The sequence below is a fragment of the Streptomyces sp. NPDC026515 genome (assembly GCF_055567595.1).
The window spans coordinates 80,477-102,196 of sequence record NZ_JBVHQD010000007.1 but is presented as its reverse complement, the minus strand read 5'-3'; the positions used below and the strand labels follow the sequence as shown (position 1 = coordinate 102,196).

Genomic DNA, 21,720 nt, shown 5'->3' with positions numbered 1-21,720 from the left:
CAGAACGCAACTCATGGAGGGACCCGCGGTGGCAGCAGCACCAGTCTGGAGTGTCGACCCGCGTACCGGGAAGCAGCGTGAACAGGTTGCGGTGGAAGCCACAGCCGAGGAGGTGGACGCCACCGTCACCGCGGCGCACGCCGTACGCGGTTCCCTGGCCGACCGCTCGGTCCGCGCCGCCTTCCTGCGGTCCGCCGCCGCCGGACTCGACGCGGCCAAGGACCACCTGGTGGAGGCGGCCGACGCCGAGACCGCGCTCGGCCCGGTCCGGCTCACCGGCGAACTCGCCCGCACCACCTACCAGCTGCGGGCCTTCGCCGACATCGTCGACGAGGGCGCCTTCCTCGACGTCATCGTCAACCACCCCGACGCCGGCGCCACTCCGCCCGTCCCCGACCTGCGTCGCTACAAGGTCCCGCTGGGTGTCGTCGCCGTCTACTCCGCCTCCAACTTTCCCTTCGCCTTCTCGGTCGCCGGCGGCGACACCGCGAGCGCGCTGGCCGCGGGCAACCCGGTCGTGGTCAAGGCCCACCCCGACCACCCGGGCCTGTCCGAGCTGGTCGCCAAGGTGCTGCGCCGGGCCGCGGCCGCGCACGGCATCCCCGCCGAGGTGGTCGGCCTGGTGCACGGCTTCGAGGCCGGCATCGAGCTGATCAGGCACCCGCTGGTCGCCGCGGCCGGCTTCACCGGTTCGGTACGGGGCGGGCGGGCGCTCTTCGACGCCGCCGCCGCGCGGCCGGTCCCGATCCCCTTCCACGGCGAGCTGGGCTCCCTCAACCCCGTCCTGGTCACCGAGGCCGCGGCCGCCGAGCGCGGCGGGGAGATCGGCACCGGGCTCGCCGGGTCCATGACGCTGGGCGTCGGCCAGTTCTGCGTGAAACCGGGCCTGGTCCTGGTACCGGCCGACGCCGCCGGTGACGGCCTGCTCAAGTCCCTGACGGACGCGGTCAGCGACACCGACGCGGGCGTGCTGCTCGACCACCGGATGCGGGACAACTTCGTCGCCGGGGTCGCCGAGCGCGCCGGGCTCCCCGACGTGGAGAGCCCGGTGACCCCGGGCGCGGGCGGCGAGCACACCGTCAGCGCGGGGTTCCTCACGGTGCCGGCGAGCCGGCTGGCCGAGGAGGGGGCGTACGACCTGCTCCTCGAGGAGTGCTTCGGGCCGGTGACCGTGGTGGTCCGGTACGCGGACCGGGACGAGGCGACGGCGGTGCTGTCGAGGCTGCCGGGCAACCTCACGGCGACGGTGCACGTCTCCGCCGAGGAGGCCGCGGGGGAGGGGCTCGGGGCGGAGATCCTCGCCGAGCTCACGCCGCTGGCCGGGCGGGTGCTGGTGAACGGGTGGCCGACGGGGGTCGCCGTCGCACCGGCCCAGCATCACGGCGGCCCCTACCCGGCCACCACGTCGACGTCGACCTCGGTGGGCGGTACGGCCATCGAGCGGTGGCTGCGGCCGGTGGCGTATCAGGGCGTGCCGGAGGCGATGCTGCCGGCGGAGCTGCGGGACGAGAACCCGCTGGGGCTGCCGCGGCGGTTCAACGGGGTTCTGGAGCGGTAGCGTCGCGGGGGCGTGGGGGACCCCGGCGCCCCTTGGGGGGAGCAGCCCCCTGCGAGACTGTGGCAATGGACCTCGAACTCCCCGAACTTCCCTTTCCCCTGCGTACCTATGGGCCCGACGGGCACTGGTTCTATGAGGACGGTGTGCTCACCGGGTGGGCCGGGGCGCGGCAGGACCGGTTCGTGTCCCCCACCGGGGAGGCCCTGGATCCCGCCTCGGACGCACCCCGGCTGCTCGGGGCGCCCGAGGGCGACTTCCAGCTGATCGCCCGGGTCACCGTCGGGTTCGGCGCCGCCTTCGACGCCGGTGTGCTCTACGTCCACGTCGGGGAACGGGCCTGGGCCAAGCTCTGCCTGGAGAACTCCCCGGACGTCCCCACCGTCTGCACGGTGGTCACCCGGGGACACTCCGACGACTCCAACGCCTTCACCGTGGAGGGGAGTTCGGTCTGGCTTCGGATCAGCCGGACCGGGCGCGCGCTCGCCTTCCACGCCTCCCGCGACGGCAAGAGGTGGGTCTTCGTGCGGCTGTTCACGCTGGGCGGCGAGAAGGAGACCGCGGACGCGCTGGTCGGCTTCATGACCCAGTCGCCGATAGGAGAGGGGTGTGTGGTGACGTACGACCACCTCGAGTTCCGGCCCGACTGGCCGGCCGACCTCCGCGACGGAAGCTGAGCGGCGCGGCCCTGGAACCGGTGCGGGCGTGTCCGCGTCCTGTCCTGCATGATCAGTGACCGTCTGAAGGGGCTGCGGGTGATCCGTACGGCCCTGCCCGCCGAGGCCGAGAAGATCGCCGTGCTGCACCACCGGGCCAGGTCGACGTACTACCCGGACGGCCTCCCGGACGACGGCACCGACTGGACGGCGGCCTGGCGGGGAGCCGTCGAGCGGCCCGACGGCCAGGTGCTGTGCGTGGTGGAGGCGGGCGTGATCACCGCCGTCGCCTCCTTCCGCACGCCGCAGGACGCGACGGCGGAAACGGTCAAGCTGTTCCAGTTCCATGTCGACCCCGACCACTGGCGGACCGGTGTCGGCACCGCGCTGCACGCCGCCTGCCTGGAGCAGTGGCGGGCCGAGGGCAGGCGGACGGCCGTGCTCGACGTGCACACCGACAACCGGCGGGCCCAGGCCTTCTACGCCCGCCAGGGCTGGGTGCCGGACCCGGAGCAGCCGCCCGCCGACGGCGACCACCACCTGTATCTGCGGTACGCGGTGGAGGGGGAATGAAGCGCGCTGTTTGAAGGTTCAGGCAGTTGAAGACGTCTTACTACCTGGAGAGCCGACAACATGCGCGTCGAGATCTGGAGCGACATCGCCTGCCCGTGGTGCTACGTGGGCAAGGCCCGCTTCGAGAAGGCGCTCGCCGCCTTCCCGCACCGCGACGAGGTCGAGGTCGTGCACCGCTCCTTCGAGCTGGACCCAGGCCGCGCCACGGACGACGTCCAGCCCGTGCTCGCCATGCTCACCAAGAAGTACGGCATGAGCGAGGCGCAGGCCCAGGCCGGCGAGGACAACCTGGGTGCCCAGGCCGCCGCCGAGGGCCTCGACTACCAGACCCGCGGCCGGGACCACGGCAACACCTTCGACATGCACCGGCTGCTGCACTTCGCCAAGGAGCAGGGCCGCCAGGACGAACTCATCCAGATCCTGTACCGGGCGAACTTCGCCGAGGAGCGGTCCCTGTTCACCGAAGGTGCCGAACGGCTCGTCGAGCTGGCCGCGGAGGCCGGGCTGGACGCGGACGCCGTGCGCGGGGTGCTCGCCGACCCGGCCCGCTACGCCGACGACGTCCGCGCCGACGAGCGCGAGGCGGCCGAGCTCGGCGCGCGCGGGGTGCCGTTCTTCGTCCTCGACCGGAAGTACGGCGTCTCCGGCGCCCAGCCCGCCGAGGTCTTCACCCAGGCGCTCGGCCAGGCCTGGGGCGCGCGGTCCCCGCTGCAGCTCATCGACGAGGGTGGCGCCGAGGCCTGCGGGCCGGACGGGTGCGCGGTCCCGCAGCACTGAGAAACCACAGGTCACAGTGGTGGTATAAGCGATGCTTAGCGGTGTTGGGTAAAAATCCGCAATGGACGGGGGGTTCCGTGGGCCGCAGAGTGGAGCCATGGAGACCACGGAGACGTTCGCGAGCCTCGTCCGCGCCGAGTTCACGCCGAAGAGCACCTACCTGAACACCGCCAGCAACGGCCTGCTGCCGGCCCGCACGGTCGCCGCCCTGCACGAGGCGGCCCTGCTGCGGGCCGAGGGCCGGCCGCTGACCTCGCTGCACGAGGACGTGGAGGCGACCCGGGCCGCGTACGCCCGGCTCGCCGGGGTCCCCGCGACCCGCATCGCGGTGGGCGCGTCCGTCGCCGCGCACTCCGGCGTGATCGCCGCCTCGCTGCCCGCGGGCGCCGAAGTCCTCACCGCCGAGGACGACTTCACCTCCGTGCTGAACCCGTTCCACGTCCGCGGCGATCTCAAGGTGCGCGCCGTGCCGCTGGAGCGGATCGCCGAGTCGGTCCGCCCCGGCACCGCGCTGGTCGCGGTCAGCGCCGCCCAGTCCGCCGACGGCCGCGTCGCCGACCTGGCGGCCCTGCGGGAGGCCGCCCGCGACCACGGCGCGCGTACCTACGTCGACTTCTCCCAGTCCGCCGGCTGGCTCCCGATGGACGCCGACGGCTTCGACTTCTCGGCCGCGGTCTCCTTCAAGTGGCTGCTCGGCCCGCACGGTACGGCCTTCCTCGTGGTCCCCGAGGACTTCGGCGGGCTGACCCCGCTGCTGGCCGGCTGGGTCGCGGGCGAACGGCCGTGGGACAGCTGCTACGGCCCGGTCGCCGAACTGGCCCACTCCGCCCGGCGGTTCGACCTCACCCACGCCCTGTTCACCTTCGCGGGCCTGCGCCGCTCCCTGGAGCTCGTCGAGGAACTCGGGGTGGCCGCCGTGCACGCCCACGACATGGCTCTCGCCGACCGGTTCCGGGCCGGACTCGCCGCCCTCGGCCACGCCGCCCTGCCCGCGCCCGGTTCGGCGATCGTCTCGGTGCCCGGGCTCGGGGACCGGCAGCCGGACCTCAGCCGCGCCGGCATCGAGGTCTCCGACCGGGCGGGCAACCTGCGGGCCGCCTTCCACCTGTACAACACCGCCGCGGACGTGGACCGGCTCCTGGACGTACTCGGCGGCTGACGGACGCGGGACACGACCGGGCCGGGACCCCGTCCCACGGGAGGTCCCGGCCCGGCCGGTCTCGGGGGAGTTCACCGCACGGGTGTGAAGTCCCGTGCGCCTATGAACTCAGGACGGCGGACCGGGGCCGAGAACGGCTCTACCGCCTTGTTCTCCACGCTGTTGAACACGATGAAGACGTTGCTGCGCGGGAACGGCGTGATGTTGTCGCCGGAGCCGTGCATGCAGTTGCAGTCGAACCAGGTGGCCGAACCGGCCCGGCCGGTGAACAGCTTGATGCCGTACTCGCCGGCCATCGCGGTCAGCGCCTCGTCCGAGGGCGTGCCCGCGTCCTGCATCTGCAGCGACTTCTTGTAGTTGTCCTCGGGCGTGGCGCCGGCGCAGCCCAGGAACGTCCGGTGCGAGCCCGGCATGATCATGAGACCGCCGTTGGTGTCGTGGTTCTCGGTCAGCGCGATCGAGACCGACACGGTGCGCATGTTCGGCAGCCCGTCCTCGGCGTGCCAGGTCTCGAAGTCCGAGTGCCAGTAGAAGCCGCTGGCCCCGAACCCGGGCTTGACGTTGATCCGCGACTGGTGGACGTAGACGTCCGAGCCGAGGATCTGCCGCGCCCGGCCGACCACCCGCTGGTCGCGCACCAGGTTCGCGAACACCTCGCTGATCCGGTGCACCTCGAAGACCGAGCGGATCTCCTTCGTCTTCGGCTCGACGATCGAGCGTTCGTCGGCCCGGATCGCCGGGTCGGCGATCAGCCGCTCCAGTTCCTGCCGGTACACGGCGACCTCGTCGTCCGCGAGCAGCTGGTCGACAGCGAGGAAGCCGTCCCGCTCGAACGCCTCCAGCCGGTCCGTGGGGATCGGCCCGGCCGCGCCCGGCGCCGACCAGACGACCGGGTCCTTGCGGGGTACGGAGACCTCGGCCGGGCCACGGCTCGGGTACAGGTCGGTGATCGTGGTCATGGTCAGCCCTCCTCCGTCAGCAGGGGATAGACGCCGTTCTCGTCGTGGTCCTCCCGGCCGGTGACCGGCGGGTTGAACACGCAGATGCAGCGGAAGTCCTCCTTGACGCGCAGCGTGTGCCGCTCGTGCCCGTCGAGGAGGTACATGGTGCCGGGCGTGATCGTGTACGACGTCCCGGTCTCACGGTCGGTCAGCTCGGCCTCGCCCTCGACGCAGACCACGGCCTCGATGTGGTTGGCGTACCACATCTCGGTCTCCGTACCCGCGTAGAGGATCGTCTCGTGCACCGAGAACCCGACCCGCTCCTTGGCGAGGACGATGCGTTTGCTCTCCCAGGTCCCGGACGCGGCCTTGACATGCCGGTCGGTGCCTTCGATCTCCTTGAACGAACGGACGATCACGGTGGTGTACAGCCTCCTAGCTGGATCCTGGTCAGACGGTCTCCCGGACGGCCCGGGCGAGGATGTTCAGCCCCTCGTCCAGTTCGTCCGGGGTGGTGGTCAGGGCGGGCAGCAGCTTGACGACCTCGCTCTCCGGCCCCGACGTCTCGATGAGCAGCCCCAGTTCGAAGGCGCGTTTGGCGATCCGGCCGGCCCGCGCCTTCTCGTGGAACTCCATGCCCCACACCAGACCCCGGCCCCGGTACTCCCGCACGTCGGCGAGGTTCTCCTCGACGATCGCGATGAGCTCCTGCTCGACCTGCTCGCCCTTGGCCCGGGTCTGCTTCTCCATCGCCGGCCCGTCGGTCCAGTAGGACTCCAGGGCGGCGGTCGCGGTGACGAAGGCGGGGTTGTTGCCGCGGAAGGTGCCGTTGTGCTCGCCCGGCTCCCAGACGTCCAGCTCGGGCCGGAACAGGCACAGCGACATGGGCAGTCCATATCCGCTGATGGACTTCGACACCGTCACGATGTCGGGGACGATCCCGGCCTCCTCGAAGGAGAAGAAGGCGCCGGTCCGGCCGCAGCCCATCTGGATGTCGTCGACGATCAGCAGCATGTCCTGCCGTTCGCACAGCTCCTTGAGGGCGCGCAGCCACTCGGGCCGGGCGACGTTGATGCCGCCCTCGCCCTGCACGGTCTCCACGATCACCGCGGCGGGCTTGTTGAGTCCCGACCCCTGGTCCTCCAGGAGCCGTTCGAACCAGAGGAAGTCCGGGATCCTGCCCTCGAAGTAGTTGTCGAAGGGCATCGGCGTCCCGTGCACCAGCGGGATACCGGCTCCGGCCCGCTTGAACGCGTTGCCGGTGACGGCCAGCGACCCGAGGGACATCCCGTGGAAGGCGTTGGTGAACGACACGATCGCCTCGCGTCCCTTCACCTTCCGCGCCAGCTTCAGCGCGGACTCCACGGCGTTGGTGCCGGTCGGCCCGGGGAACATGACCTTGTACGGCAGGTCGCGCGGCCGCAGCACCAGGTCCTGGAAGGTCTGCAGGAACGACCGTTTGGCGGTGGTCGACATGTCGAGGCCGTGGGTGACCCCGTCGCGTTCCAGATAGTCGAGCAACGCCCGTTTCAGCACCGGGTTGTTGTGGCCGTAGTTGAGTGACCCGGCGCCGGCGAAGAAGTCCAGGTACTCGTGGCCGTCCTCGTCGTACATCCGGCTGCCCCGGGCCCGGTCGAACACGGTGGGCCAGGCGCGGCAGTAGCTGCGGACCTCTGACTCCAGGGTCTGGAAGACGCTCAGGTCGGGCTGGGTGATGGTCACAGGGAGGCTCCTCAGTGCGATGTGGGGGTCAAGGGGCCGATGCGGTACAGGACTTCGGGGTCGTGCGGACCGTCGGGGAACTCGCCGGCCTCGAACAGCACGGTGCGCTCGACGGTGGCGCCGTGCCGGGCGGCGTACGAGGTGAACAGCCGCTCGGAGGCGGTGTTCCCGGGCGTGATGGTGGTCTCCACGGCGGTGAGCGGCTGTTCGGCGGCCACCCGGGCCGTGAGCCCGTCCAGCAGTTGTGCGGCGACACCGCGACCGCGCTGTGCGGCGTCCACGGCGACCTGCCAGACGAGCAGCGTGCCCGGGCGGTCCGGCCGGGTGTATCCGGTGACGAATCCGACGGGTTCGCCGTCCGCGCCGCGCGCCACCGCCGACGTGGCGGCGAAATCCCGGCACCACAGCAGATAGCTGTACGAGGAGTTCAGATCGAGGTTTCCGGAATCCCTGACGATACGCCACAGGGCGGCACCGTCGGTCACCATCGGGCGCTCGACGATCAGGTCTGCTTGTGGGGTGGTCATGCGTGCTGAATTTAGCGAGGCAAATGCAAAAATGCACGGCAGGTGCCGTTGTCCGCTCAACCTGCCGTGCCTTTATGTCCCGATATTTTTCGTCACAAACCGGGCAAACGGCCCGGTTATGTGGAGTACGTCACAGGGTGGAAACCTGGATGAAATTACCTCGGTTTAGCACCGCAAAAAGCGGGCAGAAGAACTCGGGTAAGCTATCGATCCAAAAGGGAATTCGGAATTGCCTTGAATTCTGGCGCCGTCAATGTCTTCGGTGTGCCGCCGCCGGTGCGGCCGGTGCGGCCTTCCGCTCCTTTCGGTCCGCTACCGCCAGGCGGACTCGACCGCCCGGCGGGCCCCCTCCAGGTCCACCGTCCGGCCCTGCTTCGCCAGCCCCGCGCCGAGCGCCGCCAGGCTCGACCGGACCGCGCCCGGCGTCGCGTTTGCCCCGTAGTGGTTGACCCGGATCATCTCCGTGGCCAGCGCGCCGCCGCCCGCGGCCAGCGGCAGCGTGCCGTCCCCCGCCAGCGCTTCGGCGACCAGCTCCGAGGCCACCACCCCCGACGGCACCCGCAGCGTGGTGGCGACCGGCGCCGCGTCCGGCTCCTCGTGCACGTAGGGCTCCAGGCCGCCGCCCAGGGCCACCGCTCCGGCCCGGGTGGCCAGTGCGGCCGCGCGGTGACGGCGCATCACCGTCTCCAGTCCGTCCGCCTCGATCCGCTCCAGGCAGGCCTCCAGGGCGAGCATCTCCAGCTGGGCGGGCGCGTGCGGCAGCACCTTGCGGCCGCCGTCGACCCAGCGCTCCTTCCAGTCCAGCAGCGACAGGTACGAGCGGCGCGGAGCGCCGGGGTTCGCCGCCATCCGGGCCCACGCCCGCTCGCTCACCGAGACCGCCGAGACGCCGGCCGGACCGCCCATCGCCTTCTGCGCCCCGATCACGCACAGGTCCACGCCCCAGGCGTCCGGCAGCACCGGCTCGGCCCCGGCCGAGGCGACCGCGTCCAGGTAGAAGAGGGCGCCCTGCTCCCGTACCACCGCACCGATCTCCGCGACCGGGTTGGTGTTGCCGGTGGCCGCCTCCGCGTGCACCAGGGAGACGAAGTCGATCTCCGGGTGCCCGGCGAACGCCTCCCGGATCTGCGCGGCCGTCACCGCCGTGTGGAACGGCACCGTGAGGTCGATCACCGTCGCGCCGCAGTCCCTCAGCCAGTTCCCGAAGGTCTGCCCGTAGGGGCCGGTGATCACGTTCAGTGCGGTCGTCCCCGGTCCGGCGGCCGCCCTGATCGCGCCCTCCAGGGGCAGCAGTGCCTCACCCTGCATGATCACGACGTCCTGCCGGGTGCCGAGGAGGCGGGCCACGCGGTCCTCGATGGCGGCGAAGTGTGCGGCGCTCAGCGGGGGCAGATCGAGGAAGGGGTGGGTCACGGCGCTGCTCTCTTCACTCACGGAGGGGCGGGTCGGCATGAGCGTAACCAGCGCCCGTCGCAGTGCCTTGACCGGCAGCGACCGGCAGAGACCGGCAATTTCTTAGGCCCGGACGGTCTCACCGCCATTGGTTTGGTTTGAGATACCCAAACATCTCCTTATAATCGGAACCCGCAAACGGAATGCAAAGCTCCATCACAGACTCACGGGAGGTCTCGTGACCACGCTCCCCGGGCACCGCCGGGCTCGTGCCCTGGCCGCCGTCACCGCCGCGGCCGGGCTGGCCCTCGTGGCCGGCTGCACGTCGAGCGGCAACGGCTCCAGCGCCTCCAGAACGGCCGCCGGCGGGGTCGAACTCGTCAAGGCCGGTCAGCTCACCACCTGCACCCACCTGCCGTACCCGCCCTTCCAGTCGGAGATCGACGGCAAGGTGCAGGGCTTCGACGTGTCGATGATCGACCTGGTCGCCAAGGACCTCGGCGTGAAGCAGCAGATCCTCGACACACCGTTCGAGAACTTCAAGACCGGCGCCTTCCTCAACTCCGGCGAGTGCGACCTGGCCGCGGCCGGCATGACCATCACCGCCGAACGCAAGAAGAACGTCGACTTCTCCGTCCCGTACTTCGACGCCACCCAGGCCCTGCTCGTCGCCAAGGGCAGCGGCATCACCTCGCTCGCCGACGCCAAGGCCAAGAAGGTGAAGCTGGGCACACAGGCGCAGACCACCGGCGAGGACTACGCGAAGGCGCAGGGCTTCGACCCGGTCTCCTTCGAGTCCTCCGACGCCGTCCTCAACGGACTGCGCACCGGCCAGGTCAAGGCCGTCGTCATCGACTACCCGGTGGTCCAGGGCTGGCTGAAGGACAAGGCGAACGCCGCAGCCTTCCAGGTCGCCGGACAGATCAACACCGGTGAGCAGTACGGCTTCACGGTCAAGAAGGGCAACACCAAGCTGCTGGCCGCCGTCGACAAGGCGATCGCCGACGCCAAGGCCGACGGCACCTACCAGAAGCTCTACGAGAAGTGGATCGGGCCGTACGACACGTCCCCGGCCTCCGCGGCCTCCTCATGACCGCCGCGGAGACCGGACTCCAGCCCCGCAGGAAGGGTCTGAGCCGGCGCCAGAAGCGCCGGCTCTTCCGCGGCGCGCAGTACGTCGTCTTCGTGGCCGCCGTGATCGCCTTCGCGGCCGGCGCCGACTGGGGGCGGCTGAAGAACCAGTTCGCGCAGTGGAGCATCGCCAAGCAGATGTTCCCGGACGTCATCACGCTGGCGCTGAAGAACACCGTGCTCTACACGCTCTCCGGCTTCGCCGTCGGCCTGGCGCTCGGCATGGTGATCGCGCTGATGCGGCTCTCCTCCGTCGGCCCCTACCGCTGGCTGGCCGGCATCTACATCGAGATCTTCCGCGGCCTGCCCGCCCTGCTGATCTTCATCTTCATCGGGGTCGTCGTCCCGCTCGCCTTCCCCGGCACCGAGATCGTCGGCGGCACCTACGGCAAGGTGGCGCTCGCCCTGGGCCTGGTCGCCGCCGCGTACATGGCCGAGACGATCCGCGCGGGCATCCAGGCGGTCCCCAGGGGGCAGTTGGAGGCGGCCCGTTCGCTGGGCTTCTCACCCGCCCGCGCGATGGTCTCGATCGTGATCCCGCAGGCGTTCCGGATCATCCTCCCGCCGCTGACCAACGAGTTGGTGCTCCTCTTCAAGGACTCCTCCCTGGTCCTGTTCCTCGGTGTCACCCTGGAGGAACGCGAACTGTCCAAGTACGGCCGCGACCTGGCCAGTACGACCGCCAACTCCACCCCGATCCTGGTCGCCGGACTGTGCTACCTGCTGGTCACGATCCCGCTCGGCTTCCTGGTGCGCCGCATGGAGGGGAAGGCCCAGGAGGCCGTGCGATGACATCCGACCCGAGCCGACCCGAGATCCAGGTCAAGGACCTGCACAAGTCCTTCGGCGACAACGAGGTGCTGTGCGGCATCGACCTGGAGATCCGCCGGGGCGAGGTCGTGTGCGTCATCGGCCCGTCCGGCTCCGGGAAGTCCACGCTGCTCCGCTGCGTCAACCTCCTGGAGGAGCCCACCGAGGGCCAGGTGTTCGTCGGCGGCACGGAGCTGACGGATCCCGACGTCGACATCGACGCCGTACGCCGCCGTATCGGCATGGTCTTCCAGCAGTTCAACCTCTTCCCGCACCTCACGGTGACCGAGAACCTCACGCTGCCGCAGCGCCGGGTCCTGAGGCGGGACAAGGCGACGGCGGCACGGGTGGCCGCCGAGAACCTCCAGCGGGTGGGCCTGTCGGAGAAGGCGAACGCCTACCCCGCCGCCCTGTCCGGCGGCCAGCAGCAGCGGGTGGCGATCGCCCGCTCGCTGTCGATGGGCCCCGAGGTGATGCTCTTCGACGAGCCGACCTCGGCCCTCGACCCGGAGCTGGTCGGGGACGTGCTGGCGGTGATGCGGATGCTGGCCCGGGAGGGCATGACCATGATGGTGGTCACCCACGAGATGTCCTTCGCGCGCGAGGTCGCCGACCGGGTCGTCTTCATGGACGGGGGAGTCGTGATCGAGGACGGCACACCGGACCAGGTGATCGGCGACCCCACGCACGAGCGCACCCGCCACTTCCTGTCCCGGCTGCTGGACCCGGCCATGGCGCAGGTGGAGGAGGAGTCCCCGAAGTAGCCGGCCGGGGCCCGGCCGCCGGGGCCGTGCGCGGGGGTTCGGCCGTGAACGCACGTCGTGTGGAGAGAACCTCTGCGAGGCGTCCTGCGACGTGCACACCGGCCCGGCCCGGCCCGGCCCGGCCCGGCCGTGGTCGCGGGCGACCGTCCTGTCGGGGGAGTTCAGCCCCGGCCTCGTCGGCGGCTCCCAGTTCGGCGCCGGGTGCACGGCGGCCGGCTGCTGAGCCGCATCGGGGACGGACTCCCGGTCGTCCTAGGCTGACCCCCATGAGCGATCAACCGGTGCTGCACGTGAAGGGCCGGGTCCTCGTGGGACCCGAGGACGTCCGTGACGAACTGTGGGTGGTGGGCGGCCGCGTCTGCCACGACCGTCCCGCCGGCGCCCGTGACATCACGACCGTCGAGGGCTGGGCGCTCCCCGGTCTCGTGGACGCCCACTGCCACGTCGGCCTCGGCCCGCACGGCCCGGTCGACACGGCCACCGCCGAGAAGCAGGCCCTCACCGACCGTGAGGCAGGCACGCTGCTGATCCGGGACGCCGGATCGCCGTCCGACACCCGCTGGGTCGACGACCGCGAGGACCTGCCGAAGATCATCCGGGCCGGCCGCCACATCGCCCGCACCCGCCGCTACATCAGGAACTTCGCCCACGAGATCGAGCCGGCGGACCTGGTCGCCCACGTCGCCCAGGAAGCCCGGCGCGGCGACGGCTGGGTCAAGCTGGTCGGCGACTGGATCGACCGCGACCTCGGCGACCTGGCCCCCAGCTGGCCGCGGGACGCGGTGCAGGAGGCGATCGCGGAGGCGCACCGGCTCGGCGCCCGGGTCACCGCCCACTGCTTCGCCGAGGACTCGCTGCAGGACCTGGTCGAGGCCGGCATCGACTGCATCGAGCACGCGACGGGCCTGACGCAGGAGCTGATCCCGCTCTTCGCCGAACGAGGGGTCGCCATCGTCCCGACCCTCGTCAACATCGCCACCTTCCCGAGCCTCGCGGCCGGCGGCGACGCCAGGTTCCCGCGCTGGTCGGCCCATATGCGCCGGCTCCACGCACGCCGCTACGACACCGTCCGCGCCGCCTACGACGCCGGCATCCCGGTGTACGTCGGCACCGACGCCGGCGGCTCCCTCGCCCACGGCCTGGTCGCGGGCGAGGTCGCCGAACTCGTCACCGCCGGGATCCCGCCCGTCGAGGCGCTCGCCGCGACCAGCTGGGCCGCCCGTGCCTGGCTCGGCAGGCCAGGCCTGGAGGAGGGCGCACCGGCGGACCTGGTGGTGTACGAGAGCGATCCGCGCGCGGACGTACGCGTCCTCGCGTCCCCCCGCCGGGTGGTGCTGAACGGGCAGGTCGTCGAGTAAGGGAACGCCTGTGCCCGGCTGGTCGAATGCGTGCGCGGAAAGTCCACTAATGAGTGAAGTCACGCAGGATCGCCGCCTGTTCACCCACGGTGCGTAATTCTTGGCGGGTCCCGAGCAAGTTTCCTCTGGGGGTCCCGCCACCTTGAACAGCTACACGTTCCGCATGCCCGCACGCCGTCTCGCGACCGCCGCGACGGCCGCCGCCCTGGCCGCCGGTCCCGCGGCCCTGGCCGGCGCGGGGACCGCACACGCGACCACCGACCAGGGGCGCGCGAGCGCAGTCGTCCTCCGCACCGGCCTGGACGTCTCCCTCCTGAACAAGACCGTGAACGTCCCGCTCGCGGTCACCCTGAACGAGGTCCAGGCACCGCGGAGCGCCGACCGCACCGCGCTGACCGCCACCCTCGACGGAGTGGACGGCGGCAAGCCGTTCAGCGTCCTGGGCGCCGACGTCGCCTCGGCGAAGGCGACGGTCTCCGACGGACTGGCCGAAGGCTCGGTCCACCTCGCGCACGCCCGGCTGCACCTGCCCGGCCTGCCCCTGCTGTCTCTCGTCGAACTCGACACGGTCACCTCCAAGGCCACCTGCGAGACCGGCAAGCAGCCGGTGGCCTCGGCGAACGTGCTCGGCGCCGTCACGGTCCTCGGCAAGCGGGTGACGCTGAGCGCGGGTGGCCCCACCGACGTCAAGGTCCCGGGCGTCGGCGAGGTCCGCCTCGACCTGTCCAAGCGCGAGACGACGTCGACGACGGCCGCGGCCAGCGCCCTGGAACTGAAGGTCTCGGTGAACCCGCTGAAGCTGAACGTGGCCGACGTGGAAGGAACGTTGACCCTGGCGAAGGCGACCTGCGAGACACCGCCGGCGCCGGCCGCCCCGTCGGACCCCGCCGACCCGGTGACCGACGTCAAGCCCCAGGGCGCCCCGGCGAAGGAGACGAAGCTGGCGGAGACGGGCGGGAGTTCGGTGACGCCGTACGTGGCCGGGGGCGCGTTGGCCCTGGTCGCGGCGGGTGGCGGAGCGGTGGCGCTGACCCGGCGCCGGCGATAGCGCCCCTTCAGGGGTGCGGGGCGGTGGCCGATCCGCGGCTACCGCCCCGCGGGTACGACCAGCCACGGACAACCGGCACCCGACAAGAGGGCGCGGTCCCCGCCCTGCTCACCCCCGGACCAGATTCAGCGCCCGGTCCAGCGCCTGCAGGAACCCGTTGACCGTCCCCCGGTCCCGCACCGCGATCCGCACCCATTCCTCGTCCAGTCCCGGAAACGTGTCCCCGCGCCGTACCGCGTACCCCAGCACCCGCAACTGCCGCCGCACCGCGGCCGCCCCGGCCATCCGGACGAGCACGAACGGCCCCTCCGCGGGCCCCGCCACCCGCACCCCCTCCGGCGCGAACTCCTCGAGACCCGCCACCAGATGGGCCCGGTCGGCCGCTCCCCGGTGCGCCGCGTGCGCGGCCTCCGCCAGCGCGCGCGGCGCCACGCACGCCTCGGCCGCCACCAGCGCCGGCGCCGACACCGGCCACAGCGGCTGCGCCCTGGCCAGCTCGGCGACGATCTCCGGCGCGGCCAGCACATAGCCGACCCGCAGCCCGGCCAGCCCCCACGTCTTCGTCAGGCTCCGCAGCACCACCAGCCCCGGCACGTCGGTCCGCCCGGCCAGCGCCTCCCGCTCACCGGGCACCGCGTCCATGAACGCCTCGTCCACCACCAGCGTCCGCCCGGCCCTGGCGAGCCCGGCGACGGTGTCCGCGGGATGCAGCACCGACGTCGGATTGGTCGGATTGCCGATCACCACCAGGTCGGCGTCCTGAGGCACGGCCGCCGGATCGAGCCGGAACCCGTCCGCCTCCCGCAGCAGCACCCGGCCCACGGTGTGCCCCGCCTCCCGCAGCGCCATCTCCGGCTCGGTGAACTGCGGATGCACCACCACCGGCCGGCGCACCTTCAGCGCGCGCGCCAGCAGCACGAACGCCTCGGCCGCGCCCGCCGTCAGCAGCACCCGTTCCACCGGCAGCCCGTGCCGCGCCGCGACCGCCGCCCGTGCCGCCCGACCGTCGGGATAGGCCGCCAGACCGCCCAGCGACCCCGCTATCCGTTCCCGCAGCCAGGCCGGAGGCGTGTCGGCCCGTACGTTGACCGCGAGGTCTATCAGGGCGGAACCGTCGTCACGGACCTCGGCGTCGCCGTGGTGCCGCAGCTCGTGCGCGCCCTCGGAGCCGCCGTCAGTGCGCATGCGCATGCCCGCCGTGGTGATGGTGGTGCCCGTGCCGGTGGTCGTCGTCGGGATGGAAGTGGGGCTGCTGCGGCAGCCCCACCTTGTCCTCGAAGCCGGGCAGCGCGATCCGGTACACACACGAGTCGCAGTTCATCCGCACCTCGTCCGCGGCCGCCTCCCGGTAGCGCTCCATCACCAGGTCGAGCAGTTCCGGCTCGGGCCCGATGACGTCCGCGCAACGGACCTCGGCCTCGGGACGCGCGGCCGCCCAGCCCTCGGTCTGCTGCCGCACCCGCTCCGGCAGGATCCCGGTGAACAGGAAGTACGGAAGCACGACGATCCGGCGCGCGCCCAGTTTCAGGCACCGGTCGAGTCCGCTCGGCACGTCCGGCGCGGCCAGCGACACGAACGCCGTCTCCACACCGGCGTAGCCGCGCCCCTCCCACAGCAGCCGCGCCGCCCGGTGCACCTCGGCGTTGGCGTCGGGGTCCGTGGAACCCCGGCCCACCAGCAGCACGGTCACGTCGGCGCGGTCCAGCGGGGTGCGTCCCGCACCGGCGCCCAGGGCCTCGTCCAGGCGCCGTTCCAGCACGGTCAGCAGCGCGGGGTGCGGACCGAGCGGACGCCCGTAGGTGTACGAGATCCCCGGGTGCCGTTCCTTCTCGCGGGCCAGCGCGGCCGGGATGTCGCCCTTGGCGTGCCCGGCCGAGACCAGCATCAGGGGTACGGCGGCGAAGCGCCGTACGCCCCGTTCCACCAGTTCGGCGACCGCCTCGCCCAGCGGGGGCGGGGACAGTTCGATGAAGCCGCCGGCGACGGGCAGGTCGGGGTGGCGGCGGCCCAGCTCCCGTACGAAGTCCCGGAACGCCTCGGCTCCGGCTTCGTCCCGGGTGCCGTGGCCGGCGATGAGCAGGGCGGGCGGAGTGGTCACAGCGTCTCCTCGGAAGTGGGGTGGTACAGCAGGGCGTTGAGCGCGGCGGCGGCGACCGCCGAGCCGCCCTTCTCGGACACGTTGCTGACGGCGGGCAGCCCGCTCGCCCGCAACGCGGCCTTGGACTCGACGGCGCCGACGAAGCCGACGGGCAGACCGATGACGAGCGCGGGGGCGGCGTCCAGCGTCAGCAGCTCCTCCAGGGCGGTCGGCGCGTTGCCGATCACCCACAGGGCGCCGGGCCCGACCTCCTCGTAGGCCAGCCGGATCGCGTGCGCCGAACGCGTGAGCCCAGGACCGGACTCGGCGTCACGCAGCCGGCACACGGTCTTCCGGCGGGTGATCCCGGCGGCGACCATCTCCACGTCCACGACGACCGGCGCCCCGGCGTGCAGCGCGGCGTGCGCCACCGCCAGGTCACCCTCGTCGGTCACGAGGTCGGCCGCGTACTCCAGGTCGGCGGCGGAGTGGACGACCCGCTCCACCACGGCGCGGGTCAGCGGCGGGAAGTGCGAGGTGTCCAGGCGGGCACGCAGCCGCCGGAAGGACTCCTCCTCGATGGGGTGGACGACCCGGTTCACTCGGCCCCCTCCGGAGCGCTCTCCTGCCAGCGGTAACCGCGCGGGGTGACCATCCGTCCGGCGACGTTCCTGGTCGCCGTGTTGCCGACGGTCACGACGGTCATCATGTCGACCCACGCCGGGTCCAGCGCGCCCAGGGTGGTCACCCGGCTCGACTCGTCGGGGCGCGAGGCGTTGCGTACGACACCGACGGGCGTCGTCGGCTCACGGTGCCCGGCGAGGATCGTGAGCGCCTTCGGGAGCTGCCAGTCGCGGCCCCGGGAGCGCGGGTTGTAGAAGGTCACCACGATGTCCGCCTCGGCCGCCGCGCGCACCCGGCGCTCGATGACCTCCCACGGCGTGTGCAGGTCGGACAGGCTGATGGAGACGTGGTCGTGGCCGAGCGGCGCGCCCAGGACGGCCCCGGCGGCGAGTGCCGCGGTGACACCCGGGACGCCGGTCACGTCGATGTCGTCGGAGGCCTCGGCGAGCGCGGGGGAGGCCATCGCGTACACGCCGGCGTCGCCGCTGCCGATCAGGGCGACGGCGTGCCCGGCACGAGCCTCGGCGACCGCGGTCCTGGCCCGCTCCTCCTCGGCGCCGAGCCCCGACTCCAGGACGCGGGTACCGGGCCGCAGCAGGTCGCGGATCTGGTCGACGTACTGGTCGAGCCCGACGAGCACGGAGGCGCGCCGCAGTTCGGTCCTGGCCCGCGGGGTGAGCAGGTCACGGGCGCCGGGTCCGAGCCCCACGACCGCGAGCCGCCCGCGCGGCGGCCGTCGTACGACGGCACAGGTCGCCATGGCCGGCCGGCCGTCCTCGGGGGCCGACTTCCGCTTGGGGACCAGGAGTTCGCCGCCGCGCAGCAGGGCCGCGGCCTCCGCGACGGACGGGGTGCCGACCGCGGCCAGGGGCGCGTCCGAGGGGTGGGGCACCGGCACCCCGGCCAGCTCCTCGGCGGTGTACGTCACCAGGGGGACCCCGAGGCGTGCGGCCGCCGCCACGATGCCGGGCTCCTCGGCCTTGGCGTCGACGGTGGCGAGTTCGGCGACGCTGCGGGGGGAGAGCCCCGCGTCCCGCAACGCCCCCTCGATCAGGGCGAGCACCTCCTCGGTGGGCGCGCCCCGGGAGGCGCCGACGCCCACGACCAGGGACGGCGGGCGCAACAGCACCTCACGCTCGGCGGGTTCGACCGCGCGGTCGGTCAGCCGGACCGTGTACGCCCCCTCCTCGGCGAGCGGCAGCGCCGGCAGCGGCCACGTCGAGTCGGCGCGCAGGGCGACCGGTTCACCGTCGAGGAGCGCCCGTGACACGGCCGCCACCGAGCCCTCGACCGGGAAACCCAGGGTGTCCAGGCCGGGCAGTCCGGCGGAGTCCGTCGCGGTGGTCACCACCGGCTGCGCCTCCAGTACCTCGGCCACCTCCCGGGCGAGTCCGTTCGCGCCGCCCGCGTGCCCGCCGACCAGGGACACGGCGAACCGCCCGCCCTCGTCGACGCAGACCACACCCGGGTCGGCCGCCTTGTCGCCCAGCAGCGGGGCGATCAGCCGGACCACCGCGCCCGTGGCCAGAAAACACACCAGTTGCCCGCACTCCGCGAACGCGGACCGCACGGCGTCCCCGACCGGGCCGTCGTACACCCGCGTGCGGTCCGGCCACGCCGCGGCCAGCCGGTCGCGTGCCACCGCCCCCGCCGCGGTGGCGGAAATGAGGCCGATCACTGAGCAACTCCTTCTTCGGTGGGGTCCTCGGAGAGGTCTTCGTAGGGTTCTTCGGAACGGGGGATGCGATTCCCCCACAGCAGGAACACGGGATTGGCCGCGGCCAGCCGTGTGACGTTCCCGGGCAGCGGCGCGAGACGCGACGACTGCAGCAGCACCCCGTCGCAGGAGAACCCGGCACCGGTCAGCGCCTCGCGCGCGGCCGGCACCCGGTCCAGGGCGGCCAGCGCGACCACCACCGTCCGCCGGGCCCGCAGCGCGCAGGCACCGACCACGCCGGCCAGCTCACGCCCGCCGCCGCCGACGAACACCGCGTCGGGATCGGGGAGTGCGACCAGGGCATCGGGCGCCGTACCGTGCACCACGTCCACGTACACGCCGTGCGCCCGCGCGTTGGCGGCGATCCGCGCGACCCCGTCCGCGGCCTTCTCCACGGCGACGACGGCCGCCCCCAGTCGCGCGCACTCCACCGCGACGGACCCGGAGCCCGCACCGACGTCCCAGACCAGGTCGCCGAGGCGCGGCCCGAGCCGGGCCAGCGCCAGCGCCCGCACCTCGAACTTGGTGATCATCGAGTCCCGGTGCGCGAACTCCCCCTCGTCCAGGGCCCATCCGGCCGGTCCGGCGGGCACCCCGGCGACGGTACGCACCGCGCCGAGCGTCCGGGCCTCGTCCAGGCACAGCACCACACTGACGTCCGCTCCCCAGTCGCGGCCGGCGGCCTCGGCGGGCGTGATGCGCTCCACCCGCTCCCGCTCCGGATCACCGAGCGCGCTCGCCACCACCAGCAGCCGGCCCGCCGGCACCGCGGCCGCCAGCTCCGCCGGGCCGGCTCCCGGCCCCGTCAGCACCGCCACCTTGGGATGCGCCCGGCACACCTGGACCGCCGTGCGCGGCTGCCGCCCATGGGCGCTCACCACCACCGCGTCGTCCCAGGGCAGCCCGACCCGTGCGAACGCGGCGGCGACGGACGACACCCCGGCCCGCACCTCCAGCCGCTCCGGCCCGAACCGCTCGGCCAGCGCCCGCACGATCCCGAAGAACCCGGGGTCGCCGGAGGCCAGCACGGCCACGGACCGGTCCTTGGCGACGTACTCCTCGACGGTGTCGAGCGCGGGTGCCAGCGGCCCGAGGACGATCCGCTCGGCCCCTTCCGGCAGCCGGGCCGCGTCCAGGTGCCGCCGCCCGCCGACCACCAGCTCGGCCCCGGCCAGCGCGTCCGCCGCGAGCGGCGCGCCCGTGCCCGTACCGATGACCGTGATCACGTACTCGCCCCCCGCTCCCGCAGGGCCCGCCGGGCCTCGGGGTCGGCCCTGCGGAAGCCGTGGAAGTGGCCGGGGTGGTAGAGGTGCGAGCGGGTGCCGTGGGCGTCCAGGGCGGGGCCGACCAGGAACAGGGTGTGCTTCCAGAGCCTGTGCTCCTTGACCGTCTGCTCCAGCGTGCCGATCGTGCACTTCACGACCAGCTCCTCCGGCCAGGTCGCCTGGTGGGCGACGACCACCGGTGTGGACGTCGGATAACCGCCCTCCAGCAGTTCCCGCACCAGCTGCCCGCTGCGCGCCGCCGAGAGGAAGACCGCCATGGTGGTGCCGTGCCGGGCGAACTCCCGTACCTCCTCGCCGGGCGGCATCGGCGTCTTGCCGCCACCGAGCCGGGTCAGGACGACGGACTGGGCGACCTCGGGAATGGTCAGCTCGCGCTGGGCGAGCGCGGCGACGGCCGAGAAGGAGGACACACCCGGCACGATCTCGACCTCGACACCGATCCCGGCGCACCGGTCGACCTGTTCCTGGGTGCCGCCCCACAGGGCCGGATCGCCGGAGTGGATCCGGGCGACCCGCAGCCCCCGCGCCCGGGCCCGCTCGTACACGGCGACGACGTCCTCCAACGACATCGTCGCGGAGTCGAGGATCTCCGCGTCCTCGCGCGCGTGCTGGAGCACCTCCGCCTGGACCAGGCTCGCGGCCCAGATCACCACGTCGGCCTCGGCGATCGCGCGCGCGGCCCGGAACGTCAGCAGATCGGCGGCGCCGGGACCGGCACCGACGAAGGTCACCTTGCCGGTCGGGGCGTCGCCGGGGACGGCGGCGGAGGCGGCGGCATCGGCCATGGAAATTCGGTCCTCTCTGGACAAAGGGTGTTACAGGTGCTGCTGGATGTGCGCTGAGGCCGGTCGATCGGATAGCAAGGGCACATGGCGGTCTTCGTCGCGCTCGGCGCGTTCCTGATGACGCTGGCCGGCGGCTGGACGGCACAGCGCGTGACCGACCGTCGCCATCTGGTCCTGGGCCTGGCCGGCGGCCTGATGCTCGGGGTGGTCGGCCTGGACCTGCTGCCGGAGGCGCTGCGTGCGGCCGGCCGGGAGGTCTTCGGCGTACCGGCCGCCCTGCTGCTCTTCGTGGCGGGCTTCCTGCTGGCCCATCTGGTGGAACGCACCCTGGCGCTGCGCCAGGCCGCGCACGGCGGCGACGAGCACGGTCACCGGGCGCCCGAGGTGGGTCTGACGGCGGCCGGCGCGATGGTCGGGCACAGCGCGATGGACGGCGTGGCGATCGGCGCGGCCTTCCAGGTGGGCGGCGGGATGGGCACCGCGGTCGCGCTGGCCGTGATCGCGCACGACTTCGCGGACGGCTTCAACACCTTCACCATCACGAGCCTCTACGGCAACGCGCGCCGCCGGGCGATGGGCATGCTGGTCGCCGACGCCTGCGCACCCGTCGTCGGTGCCCTGTCCACCGTCTTCCTCACCATTCCCGAGGCCGTGCTCGGCGGCTATCTCGGCCTCTTCGGCGGTGTCCTGCTCTATCTGGCCGCGGCCGAGATCCTGCCCGAGGCCCACCATGAACACCCGGCACGCTCCACCCTGCTGTGCACGGTGGCCGGTGCCGCCTTCATCTGGCTGGTGGTGGGCATCTCGGGCTGAGGCGC

At 72.6% G+C, this 21,720-nt stretch carries 23 protein-coding genes; 12 read left to right on the top strand and 11 right to left on the bottom strand.

Annotated features, from left to right (window positions below; genetic code table 11):
• Window positions 1-28: 28 nt before the first annotated feature.
• From ACZ4O3_RS15850 to ACZ4O3_RS15830, 5 genes are all read left to right on the top strand, one after another.
• The gene (locus tag ACZ4O3_RS15850; RefSeq protein ID WP_467722528.1) at window positions 29-1,558 is read left to right on the top strand and encodes an aldehyde dehydrogenase (NADP(+)); all 1,530 of its coding nucleotides are present in this window, start codon (window positions 29-31) and stop codon (window positions 1,556-1,558) included.
• Between the two features lie 65 nt (window positions 1,559-1,623).
• Entirely contained in the window at window positions 1,624-2,232 is a 609-nt protein-coding gene (locus ACZ4O3_RS15845; RefSeq protein WP_467722526.1) for a DUF1349 domain-containing protein, read from the top strand.
• 48 nt (window positions 2,233-2,280) lie between these two features.
• Window positions 2,281-2,784, top strand: coding sequence for a GNAT family N-acetyltransferase (locus tag ACZ4O3_RS15840; protein WP_467722525.1), 504 nt, complete (start codon window positions 2,281-2,283; stop codon window positions 2,782-2,784).
• Between the two features lie 60 nt (window positions 2,785-2,844).
• Complete coding sequence (locus ACZ4O3_RS15835) at window positions 2,845-3,561, top strand: DsbA family oxidoreductase (protein ID WP_362720630.1); 717 nt, start codon at window positions 2,845-2,847, stop codon at window positions 3,559-3,561.
• A gap of 97 nt (window positions 3,562-3,658) precedes the next feature.
• Window positions 3,659-4,720, top strand: coding sequence for an aminotransferase class V-fold PLP-dependent enzyme (locus tag ACZ4O3_RS15830; RefSeq protein ID WP_362720628.1), 1,062 nt, complete (start codon window positions 3,659-3,661; stop codon window positions 4,718-4,720).
• Between the two features lie 71 nt (window positions 4,721-4,791).
• On the opposite strand, the gene thpD is transcribed toward ACZ4O3_RS15830, so the two are convergent.
• From thpD to ACZ4O3_RS15805, 5 genes are all read right to left on the bottom strand, one after another.
• Window positions 4,792-5,679, bottom strand: coding sequence for an ectoine hydroxylase (gene thpD, locus ACZ4O3_RS15825; RefSeq protein ID WP_362720625.1), 888 nt, complete (start codon window positions 5,677-5,679; stop codon window positions 4,792-4,794).
• Window positions 5,680-5,681: 2 nt separating this feature from the next.
• Window positions 5,682-6,080, bottom strand: a complete 399-nt coding sequence (locus ACZ4O3_RS15820; protein ID WP_362720622.1) for an ectoine synthase — start codon at window positions 6,078-6,080, stop codon at window positions 5,682-5,684.
• A 31-nt stretch (window positions 6,081-6,111) separates the two neighbouring features.
• On the bottom strand, window positions 6,112-7,383 hold the full coding sequence (ectB, locus tag ACZ4O3_RS15815; protein ID WP_467722523.1) for a diaminobutyrate--2-oxoglutarate transaminase: 1,272 nt from the start codon (window positions 7,381-7,383) through the stop codon (window positions 6,112-6,114).
• A gap of 11 nt (window positions 7,384-7,394) precedes the next feature.
• Window positions 7,395-7,910 (bottom strand): diaminobutyrate acetyltransferase, encoded by a 516-nt coding sequence (ectA, locus tag ACZ4O3_RS15810; protein ID WP_362720616.1) that lies wholly within the window; start codon window positions 7,908-7,910, stop codon window positions 7,395-7,397.
• A 312-nt stretch (window positions 7,911-8,222) separates the two neighbouring features.
• On the bottom strand, window positions 8,223-9,323 hold the full coding sequence (locus tag ACZ4O3_RS15805; RefSeq protein ID WP_467722840.1) for a pyridoxal-phosphate-dependent aminotransferase family protein: 1,101 nt from the start codon (window positions 9,321-9,323) through the stop codon (window positions 8,223-8,225).
• Window positions 9,324-9,540: 217 nt separating this feature from the next.
• Here ACZ4O3_RS15805 and ACZ4O3_RS15800 point away from each other — a divergent pair, with 217 nt between their 5' ends.
• From ACZ4O3_RS15800 to ACZ4O3_RS15775, 6 genes are all read left to right on the top strand, one after another.
• The gene (locus ACZ4O3_RS15800; protein ID WP_467722522.1) at window positions 9,541-10,395 is read left to right on the top strand and encodes an ABC transporter substrate-binding protein; all 855 of its coding nucleotides are present in this window, start codon (window positions 9,541-9,543) and stop codon (window positions 10,393-10,395) included.
• A complete protein-coding gene (locus ACZ4O3_RS15795; protein WP_384988183.1) occupies window positions 10,392-11,225 on the top strand; it encodes an amino acid ABC transporter permease in 834 nt (277 codons plus the stop codon). Before ACZ4O3_RS15800 ends, ACZ4O3_RS15795 begins: the two co-directional genes overlap by 4 nt.
• Entirely contained in the window at window positions 11,222-12,007 is a 786-nt protein-coding gene (locus ACZ4O3_RS15790; RefSeq protein ID WP_467722520.1) for an amino acid ABC transporter ATP-binding protein, read from the top strand. The genes ACZ4O3_RS15795 and ACZ4O3_RS15790 overlap by 4 nt, the downstream gene beginning before the upstream one ends.
• 91 nt (window positions 12,008-12,098) lie before the next feature.
• On the top strand, window positions 12,099-12,230 hold the full coding sequence (locus tag ACZ4O3_RS15785; protein ID WP_467722519.1) for a hypothetical protein: 132 nt from the start codon (window positions 12,099-12,101) through the stop codon (window positions 12,228-12,230).
• Window positions 12,231-12,273: 43 nt separating this feature from the next.
• Window positions 12,274-13,365, top strand: coding sequence for an amidohydrolase family protein (locus ACZ4O3_RS15780; RefSeq protein ID WP_467722517.1), 1,092 nt, complete (start codon window positions 12,274-12,276; stop codon window positions 13,363-13,365).
• Window positions 13,366-13,507: 142 nt separating this feature from the next.
• Window positions 13,508-14,413, top strand: coding sequence for an SCO1860 family LAETG-anchored protein (locus ACZ4O3_RS15775; RefSeq protein WP_467722516.1), 906 nt, complete (start codon window positions 13,508-13,510; stop codon window positions 14,411-14,413).
• Window positions 14,414-14,521: 108 nt separating this feature from the next.
• Here the strand turns inward: ACZ4O3_RS15775 and cobC are convergent, their stop codons facing one another.
• From cobC to cobM, 6 genes are read right to left on the bottom strand one after another with little or no spacing between them, the layout of a single operon-like run.
• On the bottom strand, window positions 14,522-15,598 hold the full coding sequence (gene cobC / locus ACZ4O3_RS15770) for an Rv2231c family pyridoxal phosphate-dependent protein CobC (RefSeq protein ID WP_467722838.1): 1,077 nt from the start codon (window positions 15,596-15,598) through the stop codon (window positions 14,522-14,524).
• Window positions 15,588-16,511: a sirohydrochlorin chelatase gene (locus ACZ4O3_RS15765; RefSeq protein ID WP_362731463.1), complete on the bottom strand. Its 924-nt coding sequence runs from the start codon at window positions 16,509-16,511 to the stop codon at window positions 15,588-15,590. Before ACZ4O3_RS15765 ends, cobC begins: the two co-directional genes overlap by 11 nt.
• Entirely contained in the window at window positions 16,508-17,092 is a 585-nt protein-coding gene (locus ACZ4O3_RS15760) for a precorrin-8X methylmutase (protein ID WP_362731462.1), read from the bottom strand. Before ACZ4O3_RS15760 ends, ACZ4O3_RS15765 begins: the two co-directional genes overlap by 4 nt.
• Entirely contained in the window at window positions 17,089-18,792 is a 1,704-nt protein-coding gene (cobJ, locus tag ACZ4O3_RS15755; RefSeq protein ID WP_467722514.1) for a precorrin-3B C(17)-methyltransferase, read from the bottom strand. Before cobJ ends, ACZ4O3_RS15760 begins: the two co-directional genes overlap by 4 nt.
• Complete coding sequence (gene cbiE / locus ACZ4O3_RS15750) at window positions 18,789-20,057, bottom strand: precorrin-6y C5,15-methyltransferase (decarboxylating) subunit CbiE (RefSeq protein ID WP_467722513.1); 1,269 nt, start codon at window positions 20,055-20,057, stop codon at window positions 18,789-18,791. The genes cobJ and cbiE overlap by 4 nt, the downstream gene beginning before the upstream one ends.
• Window positions 20,054-20,902 carry a precorrin-4 C(11)-methyltransferase gene (gene cobM, locus ACZ4O3_RS15745; RefSeq protein ID WP_362732761.1) on the bottom strand — a complete coding sequence of 283 codons (849 nt, stop codon included), beginning with the start codon at window positions 20,900-20,902 and terminating at the stop codon, window positions 20,054-20,056. The genes cbiE and cobM overlap by 4 nt, the downstream gene beginning before the upstream one ends.
• Before the next feature lie 84 nt (window positions 20,903-20,986).
• Here cobM and ACZ4O3_RS15740 point away from each other — a divergent pair, with 84 nt between their 5' ends.
• A complete protein-coding gene (locus ACZ4O3_RS15740; RefSeq protein ID WP_384988202.1) occupies window positions 20,987-21,715 on the top strand; it encodes a ZIP family metal transporter in 729 nt (242 codons plus the stop codon).
• Window positions 21,716-21,720: the final 5 nt, after the last annotated feature.

Coding starts and splice junctions, on each gene's coding strand:
- ACZ4O3_RS15795 (WP_384988183.1), top strand. CDS start 10,392: ATGACCGCCGCGGAGACCGGACTCCAGCCCCGCAGGAAGGGTCTGAGC.
- cobM (WP_362732761.1), bottom strand. CDS start 20,902: ATGGCCGATGCCGCCGCCTCCGCCGCCGTCCCCGGCGACGCCCCGACC.
- ACZ4O3_RS15790 (WP_467722520.1), top strand. CDS start 11,222: ATGACATCCGACCCGAGCCGACCCGAGATCCAGGTCAAGGACCTGCAC.
- ACZ4O3_RS15830 (WP_362720628.1), top strand. CDS start 3,659: ATGGAGACCACGGAGACGTTCGCGAGCCTCGTCCGCGCCGAGTTCACG.
- ACZ4O3_RS15845 (WP_467722526.1), top strand. CDS start 1,624: ATGGACCTCGAACTCCCCGAACTTCCCTTTCCCCTGCGTACCTATGGG.
- ACZ4O3_RS15780 (WP_467722517.1), top strand. CDS start 12,274: ATGAGCGATCAACCGGTGCTGCACGTGAAGGGCCGGGTCCTCGTGGGA.
- cobC (WP_467722838.1), bottom strand. CDS start 15,598: ATGCGCACTGACGGCGGCTCCGAGGGCGCGCACGAGCTGCGGCACCAC.
- ACZ4O3_RS15740 (WP_384988202.1), top strand. CDS start 20,987: ATGGCGGTCTTCGTCGCGCTCGGCGCGTTCCTGATGACGCTGGCCGGC.
- ACZ4O3_RS15840 (WP_467722525.1), top strand. CDS start 2,281: ATGATCAGTGACCGTCTGAAGGGGCTGCGGGTGATCCGTACGGCCCTG.
- ectA (WP_362720616.1), bottom strand. CDS start 7,910: ATGACCACCCCACAAGCAGACCTGATCGTCGAGCGCCCGATGGTGACC.
- thpD (WP_362720625.1), bottom strand. CDS start 5,679: ATGACCACGATCACCGACCTGTACCCGAGCCGTGGCCCGGCCGAGGTC.
- ACZ4O3_RS15835 (WP_362720630.1), top strand. CDS start 2,845: ATGCGCGTCGAGATCTGGAGCGACATCGCCTGCCCGTGGTGCTACGTG.